Annotated in this window: 3 protein-coding genes; 1 reads left to right on the forward strand and 2 read right to left on the reverse strand. The window is 37.9% G+C overall.

Going from position 1 to position 8120, the window contains the following annotated elements; translation table 11 throughout:
• The first annotated feature begins 66 nt into the window (after positions 1 to 66).
• Entirely contained in the window at positions 67 to 2877 is a 2811-nt protein-coding gene (locus B045_RS14475; RefSeq protein WP_025883446.1) for a rhamnogalacturonan lyase family protein, read from the forward strand.
• A 31-nt stretch (positions 2878 to 2908) separates the two neighbouring features.
• On the opposite strand, the gene B045_RS0108985 is transcribed toward B045_RS14475, so the two are convergent.
• Complete coding sequence (locus tag B045_RS0108985) at positions 2909 to 3988, reverse strand: acyltransferase family protein (RefSeq protein WP_018463939.1); 1080 nt, start codon at positions 3986 to 3988, stop codon at positions 2909 to 2911.
• Positions 3989 to 3995: 7 nt separating this feature from the next.
• Positions 3996 to 6224: an alpha-N-acetylglucosaminidase gene (locus B045_RS0108990; RefSeq protein ID WP_018463940.1), complete on the reverse strand. Its 2229-nt coding sequence runs from the start codon at positions 6222 to 6224 to the stop codon at positions 3996 to 3998.
• Positions 6225 to 8120: the final 1896 nt, after the last annotated feature.

Genomic DNA, 8120 nt, shown 5'->3' on the forward strand with positions numbered 1-8120 from the left:
TTCTTTGCTGCAGAAAAACTATCAATCTAATAACTAATTGATTCTTTGGTACTTTAATGTTTAATAATGAAAAAGATTTTATTATCCCTTTGGATTCTATTCTTGTGTCTAGGGCTTAATGCCCAGCGCATGACAGATGCACTTGATCGTGGTCTTGTTGTTGTTCATCGTACAAATGGAACTAGCAATGAGGGAACTTTCGTAAGTTGGCGAATCCTTGCTAATGAGTATTATGACGTTACCTATAATGTTTATAGGGATGGTGTTAAACTAAATGACAAACCCTTGAGCGTGTCAAATTATAATGACACAGGTGGTAGTACTACTAGTGAGTACACTGTAAGTGCTATCGTTAAAGGTGTGGAGCAACCACAGTGCAAACCGCAGACATCTTGGAACTGTTATCTGTATAAGCTTATTGATCGTAACTTTTCTGGCTATAAAGACATTACTCTTCAAAAAGTATATTCAAATGCTGATGGTTCTGATATCACAGCTGATTATCAGCCAAATGATATCAGTATGGCTGATCTTGACGGTGACGGACAACTTGAAATACTTCTCAAGCGACTTAATACCAAAGATGCATCTTCTTTGTATTTGGAAAATGCGACAGACTATGCTATCCTTGAAGCTTATAAGCTAGATGGTACACGAATGTGGTGGATTGATTGTGGTCCAAACATGGTGAGTCTAAACAGTACTGAAATTGATATTGTTGCTTATGATTGGGATTGTGATGGTAAAGCTGAGGTAGTACTCCGCGGTGCTGATGGCATGAAAATTCATTTCTCTGATGGCACTACAAAGGTAATAGGTGATGCTTCAGTAAATACAAGAAACACTTTCGGACATACCGATGCGCAGTATTGTTGGACTCATACAGGTAATGAGTATCTCTTATATCTAAACGGTGAAACAGGTAAGCCATATCAAATTATAGACTATCCACTAAAGAGATTAGAGGATGGTGAAACAGATCTTAAAGCTGCTTGGGGAGATGACTATGGTCATCGTTCATCAAAATATTTCTTTGGTGCTCCTTTCCTTGATGGTCGTAAGGCTAGTTTGTTCTTAGCTCGTGGAATCTACACCCGTGAGAAGATGATCGCTTATGATATCAATCCGCAGACGCATGAGTTTACTACCCGTTGGACTTGGAATTGTAATCAACCTGGTAGTGAATGGTATGGTAATGGTTATCATAACTTCTGTGTTGCCGATGTTGATATGGATGGCAGGGATGAGATTGTATATGGTTCAATGGTCATTGATGATAATGGCAAGGGACTTAGTACAACTGGTCTTGGTCATGGTGATTCTCAACATGTCGGAGACTTTGATCCATATCGTCATGGACTTGAATTCTTTGGTTGCAATGAGACTAAGCCTGGAAACAATTATCGTAATGCAACTACATCTGAGCTGTATTATCGCTTTGAGACAACAGCCGATGATGGACGTGCTTTGATCGGAAAATTCTCTGATAACTTCCATGGGTGCCAGGGACGTTCTTCTGCTTCAAATTTAATTAGTTCAGTTACCGATAATGTTCTTGGTATCAATGCTGATACTTTTCTAAATTGGGGTGATTTGAATTTCCGAATCTATTGGGACGGTGATTTGTGTGATGAAGTTCTGAATAGTCCTGGTACTGCTAAGGAGGCTAAGATAGAGAAACCGGGATATGGCAGACTTTTTACTTCTTCTGGTTGCAATATGAACAATGATTCTAAGAATAATCCTTGTTTTCAGGGTGATATTCTTGGTGATTGGCGTGAGGAGTTTATCGTAAGATGTGGTGGAAACCTCAGAATATATACGACAACATACCCTACAGAATATCGTAATTATACTTTGTGGCACGATACTCAATATCGCCAAAGTGAAGTATGGCAGATGGAAGCATACAACCAAACTCCTCATACAAGTTATTTCCTTGGAAAGGCTGAGGGCATTACCATCGCACCTCCTCCAAGTACACTCACTGATAGGGTTGAAATTGCTGACGGAGCATCTATCAACAAAGATAATAATGATAAGCATTTGCTTTTGGCAAAGACTGATAATATGAGTGTCAGTGTTGTTGACGGTGCTGCGCCATATATCCTTACAGACAATGCTCCTACATGGGTTGAGGGACATGATGACAATGCAAATATCACAACCACTACTTATACGCATACCATTACTGGTGGTGCTTTTACTGGCGAGATGCGTCTTATAAAGCAAGGTGATGGAATATTGAAATTGCCTAATGTTACAGAGACTTATACTGGCAATACTGATGTATGGAATGGTGAACTTGATTTTGATGGAAATATGGCTTCAAGTCGTGTGTGGTTAAATCGTTTCGCTACATTGAAAACCAACGGCGGTAAGTTTGGTGCAGGTATTGTAATGGACTATGCTTCACAGCTTCTGCCACAGGGTGATGTGTCTGCACGTTCTGTTACTTTGAATTTCGGTTCTCGAATAGTCTTCCCTTTGTCTTCTGCCAATATTACGGCTGATACATTACGTATTAATAAGGTGGATTGGACTGATGGACCAAAATATCTAGCTCCTGTTATTCAGTTCACTGGCAATTCAAAACCTAATGATGGTGCTTATCTCGTTGGTACATTCAATGTGTTAGAGGGTAATTTGTCTGATATAATTATTGAAGGTATCAGTGGAGTAACCTACAAACTTGAAATGTCAGATAAAAATCTTTATCTAGTTGTTGGAAGTGGACAAGTTCCTACTGGTATCAACAACATAACAAAAGATGATTCTCAGGGTAAATTTTATAATATAGAAGGCATGAAAATGCCAGATGTAAAAACGTATAAAGGCGTTTACATCAAGGATGGCGTGAAAGTTATGAAGCGCTAGAATGAAGATAAAGTAGTAATGCGATTTCGCATTACAACTTTATAAATATATGTTTCTTCCACAATGGATAACCCATTAGTGCATGTAATAGCATGAATAAGATAGCATAAACAAGTGATGCCATGTATGGATTGATAATGACTGTGCTTATACCATTGTATATACCAATCTTCAATCCTGTAGCTCCAAATATGATACCAACAAGTTCGCTTACTACATAGAGGAATAGGGGATTGGTTCCGAATATCAAAGCCATGTTCAGTTTCTCCTTTGCTATTCCCTTAATATCAATATAATACATCAGTAAGCCCTGACATATTGCAGCTAGTCCGCAAGTCATGCAAACATAACTAGGACTCCAAATTCTTTTATTCAATGGTAGCCCGAAACTTACAAGATAACCTATGATGACTAGTATTCCGCCAGCAATCATAAACTTCATCACCTTGTCTTCAGTATCTCTTGCAGATGCCATCAGTTTTCCGCAATAAAAACCTATCATTGTGTGGGCTATTGCTGGAATAGTACTTAGTAGTCCTTCTGGGTCAACAGGGCTTTTGTGGTAAAGATGATCATATCCTAATATGCTTGTATCAACTTTTGACAGTATGTTGAGATGTGAATCATAAGCATATCCGTTGCCTAGTATAAGTATGGCTGAATATATTGCAAGCAATACTACAATTGTTATTGGTATATATTTATGCTTAAAACTTAAGGCAAATATTGATACAGCAAGATAACACAGTGCAATTCGTTGCATCACTCCCCAAATTCTGAGATGCTCGAAGTCAAGTCCTTTACCGCCAAGCAGCAATGCAAACCAGTTAATCAGTAGTCCAATCATAAACATCATGATTGTTCTCTTCACAACTTTTATCGCAGTGGCTTTGCTCCATGTGAAGTTACTTTTCTTGAAACTAAGGAAAGTAGATATTCCCATAATAAACAAGAAGAATGGAAACACTAAATCGCAAGGAGTCATACCGTTCCACTTGCTGTGTTCCAGTGTGGAATATATCATTTTTCCACCGCCATTGTTTACAGTTATCATAAGAGCTACGGTAAGTCCTCTTAAGACGTCAAGTGATATCAGACGTTTATTTTCCATTTATTTTCTATTTTAAAAAATCAATAACTTCCTTTGCCATTTCAATAGCATTACCTTCTGGCTTTGCGCTGTATGGATTATGTTGAAGTGTCCAAGGTTCTTCTATGGCATACCAGTCAATCTGTGGACCTGCTGGCAATGCCATCGCAAAGAGTTCCGAACTAGTCTTGGTGGAATTCTTTCCAGCTCCAAGCGCATCTTCGTCTGGCTGTTGGTTTTGTCTCATCTGTTTTGCCAAGGCATCCATGTATATATTCCAACGCTTATAGTAGAAGTCTTTCAATAATCCTTCCCATTCTTTGTTTGCATAGTCGCGAAGTCCTCCCTTATCAGCGCAGACCCGATTACCCCATGTGGTAATCTGTACTCTTGCATTCCATTCATACAAATCTTTTTCAGCATTTGTATGTCCTAGATTTCTTGCAGCTTCAGTCCAATGACCTAAGCGAAATTCACTTCTTGTAGCAAGCAATTTGTCTTGCAGAAGTATCATGTTCAAAAATCTCTTAGAGTCTTTGTCAAATTGGGCTATACTAAATCCGTTGTAATCGGCAATTGTCTTTAGATATTGTAGTCTTCCTTGGTCAGCAAGTGCTTGACGGCATATATCTACAAGATCATATTCAAAGTTATTGTTGCCTTTAAACTTGTCTGCAACGCTCACCATGAGTCTGGCTGCTTCAAGTGTTGATGCTGGATCATAGTAGTTGCGCATCTTCGACCAACTTTTCACTTGGAAGTTGTTCAGTCCCGGGCGACCGCAGAAAATACTTTCGTGAGGTCCCTGTTGGTTGTTACCTGCAGGACAGTTGTATATTGTTTCTGATAGTATGCTCCAAGCCTTTTGCAGATTAGCGTCGTCGCTTGAATATCTTGCTTTTACATAGTTTCTTATCCAGTCTTCCTTCTTAAACTTCTCTGGTCTCCAAGGCAGTTCGCTCATCAATTCAAACATCACGGGATTGTTCTCTGAACCTTCCATTGTGAAGCCGATGCCTTTGATGTGTTCTGTGTTTGGCGAAACTTCCTTTGTAGCATAGAAATTATTAATCAATTGATCCATGCGACCGTGTAGTCCAACGTTGGCACCAAAGTTTTCAAGCATACAGAATAACCAGTTGTGCTGTTCATATCCTTTATCACGTTTCCAGATAGAAGGAATTCCAAACATCGGACGGCATTCAGAAAACAAATCAGCAATCAACAAGTCGCCATTCTTCATGTCTGCAATCATCTGCTGACGTGGGTTCTCTGTCCAACCTTGTATCACCCATGTCGCCTTTTCATTAGTTCGTTTCATCGCATCCATCACGGCCTTTCCTGCTTTCGCATAGTCAATGCTTGCATCATCGTTGGTCTCGTGGAATGGATCCATGCTATAGTAGTTGGCTTTGCCGTATAGTTTGGTTAATTCCCTGTAGTATAGATCTGCAATTCTATCAAAATGCTTGTCTGTTGGTGATAGATTTGCTGGTCGTGTATATCCGTTCCATGTACCTCCGTCAGTAACATTCAGTCCAAGTTTTGTCTTAGCATCATGTGGCATCATACCGCAGAAACCCGGCAATACTGGTTGCATGCCGTATTCATCCATACGTTTAAGTATTTTCTTCTGCAATGCTTCTTGTGCATTATACCATGAGTCGGGTAGTGGACCGCCCCAACCTTCAAGGTTATTCATTTCCCACCATGCCAAGAAAGCTGGTCCGGCAATGAATTTACCAATTTCTTCTTTGTTGTAGCCAAGTTTCAGCAACATGTTCCTCCACACCACTTCTTCGCCAACAATAGCTAGCGGAAGGTTTACTCCGTGAAGAGCCATCCAGTCTATTTCCGTCTGCCATCTCTGCCAGTCCCAGAAAGCCATGGAATAAGAAAACGTGCAGTAATTGAAATCATATCTCAGTTTCAAGTCTGTTTCATGGCGTTCTACTTTTGAGATTTTAGGAAGTTTGGCAGGAATATTAGCTTTCATGTTGTTCCATGTCAGTTGAATTCCTGCATAGTATTTCAAATACCAATTCAAACCAGATGCGATATTAACCCAAGAGTTTCCCTTGATTAATATCTTGTCTTTATCTTGTGAAAGTTCAAAAAAGTCTTTCTTGCTATTTACAAGTTCCGTCTCAAACTTATCTCCTGCACCTTTGTCAATACGCTCAAGTAATCCTTGAATTGGATTCGCTTTAGAAACGAGACTGCATAGGATAAAAATTGATAGTAGGATATGTTTCATCTGGTGTATTTTTGTTAGATACAAAGGTAGTTAAAAAAACTGCAATGACCAAAAATGTACATACTTGTGATGGTTAAAAATGGTTAAGTTTGCGAATAATATCCATTGTGATTATAAATCTATTGCAGTTATCTAAGCGAAAGAATTCGTCATAGTTGAATTTGTTTAATGATTGAATTTCAAAAGAATTTATCTTCGTCAGAAAGTCTGATGGTGCTGCTGCCTTTACTACAGCGGTAGCAGTAGTTTCACTATCGTTATATCTATTATCTATATCTATATCTATTATCTATATCTATATCTATATCTTCGCGCGGTTGCGCATGCGTGTACGTATTATGCATATAGTCGTTTCGTTGATTTCTAATTCATTTATAAATCAATTTAGAATCAATTTAGAATCAATTTGAATTCATTTATAAATCAATTTAGAATCAATTTTGAGTGACTTATTATCTTCAGAAAAATCAATTTTCAGAGTTATAAAAAGCAGTGAATAATGAATGATTTTTTCCTCCTCAAAATCAGAATTCTATCTGTGATGATGATCGACAATAAATATCCAATATGAATTTCTTGCAAACAGAAATATAAAGCAGACGTATTCGCGTACTATGTACTACGCTAAGTATATCCTTAAGAGGTACCCCGTTCTCATTGATGTCGTATCAATTGGCATTATAAAACATGTACTTAAATACAGAATTCCCCTCTAAGAGTTTTTAAATAAATAGCTACGTAGCTACGTTTATGCTTGAAAGTCCCTTGTTTACTAGCATTGTTGAAAATAAAAACTAAAAAAATAGCTGCGGTAAGCTACGTACTAGCTACGTCATTATTAGTCGTTTTAACGATGAAACGCAAAATTGAGAATATTTAGAGGTGATTTTGTCTTGTCAAAAATGCAAGTCCGTTTTTTTAATAGAATGTTTTCCATATAGAAACGGAAACGTTTCATCGAAGGAATAAAAACTTTTGATCGTAGGATTGGAAACTTTATGTCGATATAATGCAAACGTTTGATCGTAGGAATGGATTCCCAAGTCTTTGCGCGCATGATTTTATTATAAAATGCGGCAGATAATATGCAGTTTACTGTAGCTGATTTTTCTAGAAAAAGCGTGGCATGTGTTATCCATCAATAGTTTAGAGTGAGTACATAGTTCATGCAGCTCAACATAAAAAATCACTTGAGCAAGCTTTGGCATTGTGTTTATTATTCAATCTAATAGTGATAAGGGCCATATCACTTCCTTTTGCTTCGTAAACTGCAGAGTGATAAGGCCCATATCACTCTGCCTTATTTCGCGAATTAGAATTTTCGTGTATAGGTCCATTTAAATCATGAGAACACATAATCAGATTCATCGTCAATTTAGGGGAGTGATAAATCTATTCCGGCTAAAGACAGACAACCAATCTGGTTGGATTAGACAACTTATTTAATAACAAATATAAACCAATTCCGGCTAAAGACACGCTACCAGAAAAAGTTTTTTCAATGTCACTAATGTCACTTTGTCACAAACCCTTTGTTTATAAGGGATGAGCGAGTGACATTGAGTGACATTATCGGTATAAAAGTGACATTAAACTCCAACGCACATTGTCTTTAGCCGGAATAGGTTTACATTTGTTATTAAATAAGTTGTCTAACCTTACCAGATTGGTTGTCATTCAATCCAATATGGTTGTCACCTTCCCGAATTAGTTGTCGGTTGATGAAAATTTTGTTACAAATATCTTTTATTATCATATCTTTGTCTACAAATTTAGAAATAAAATCCGATACAACAAAATTAAATAAATGAAAGACACTCCGAGGAAGTTGTCGACTGTGGGCAGACAGCCCCCGTTAGACTTTTCTCTTCATATAGCATTCGCTTCTGCTCAGGA

The sequence above is a fragment of the Segatella paludivivens DSM 17968 = JCM 13650 genome (genome assembly GCF_000373185.1).
GTDB lineage: Bacteria > Bacteroidota > Bacteroidia > Bacteroidales > Bacteroidaceae > Prevotella > Prevotella paludivivens.

Bases quoted from the DNA above. Each gene is read 5' to 3' on its own strand.
- B045_RS14475 (WP_025883446.1), top strand. From the start codon at position 67: ATGAAAAAGATTTTATTATCCCTTTGGATTCTATTCTTGTGTCTAGGG.
- B045_RS0108985 (WP_018463939.1), bottom strand. From the start codon at position 3,988: ATGGAAAATAAACGTCTGATATCACTTGACGTCTTAAGAGGACTTACC.
- B045_RS0108990 (WP_018463940.1), bottom strand. From the start codon at position 6,224: ATGAAACATATCCTACTATCAATTTTTATCCTATGCAGTCTCGTTTCT.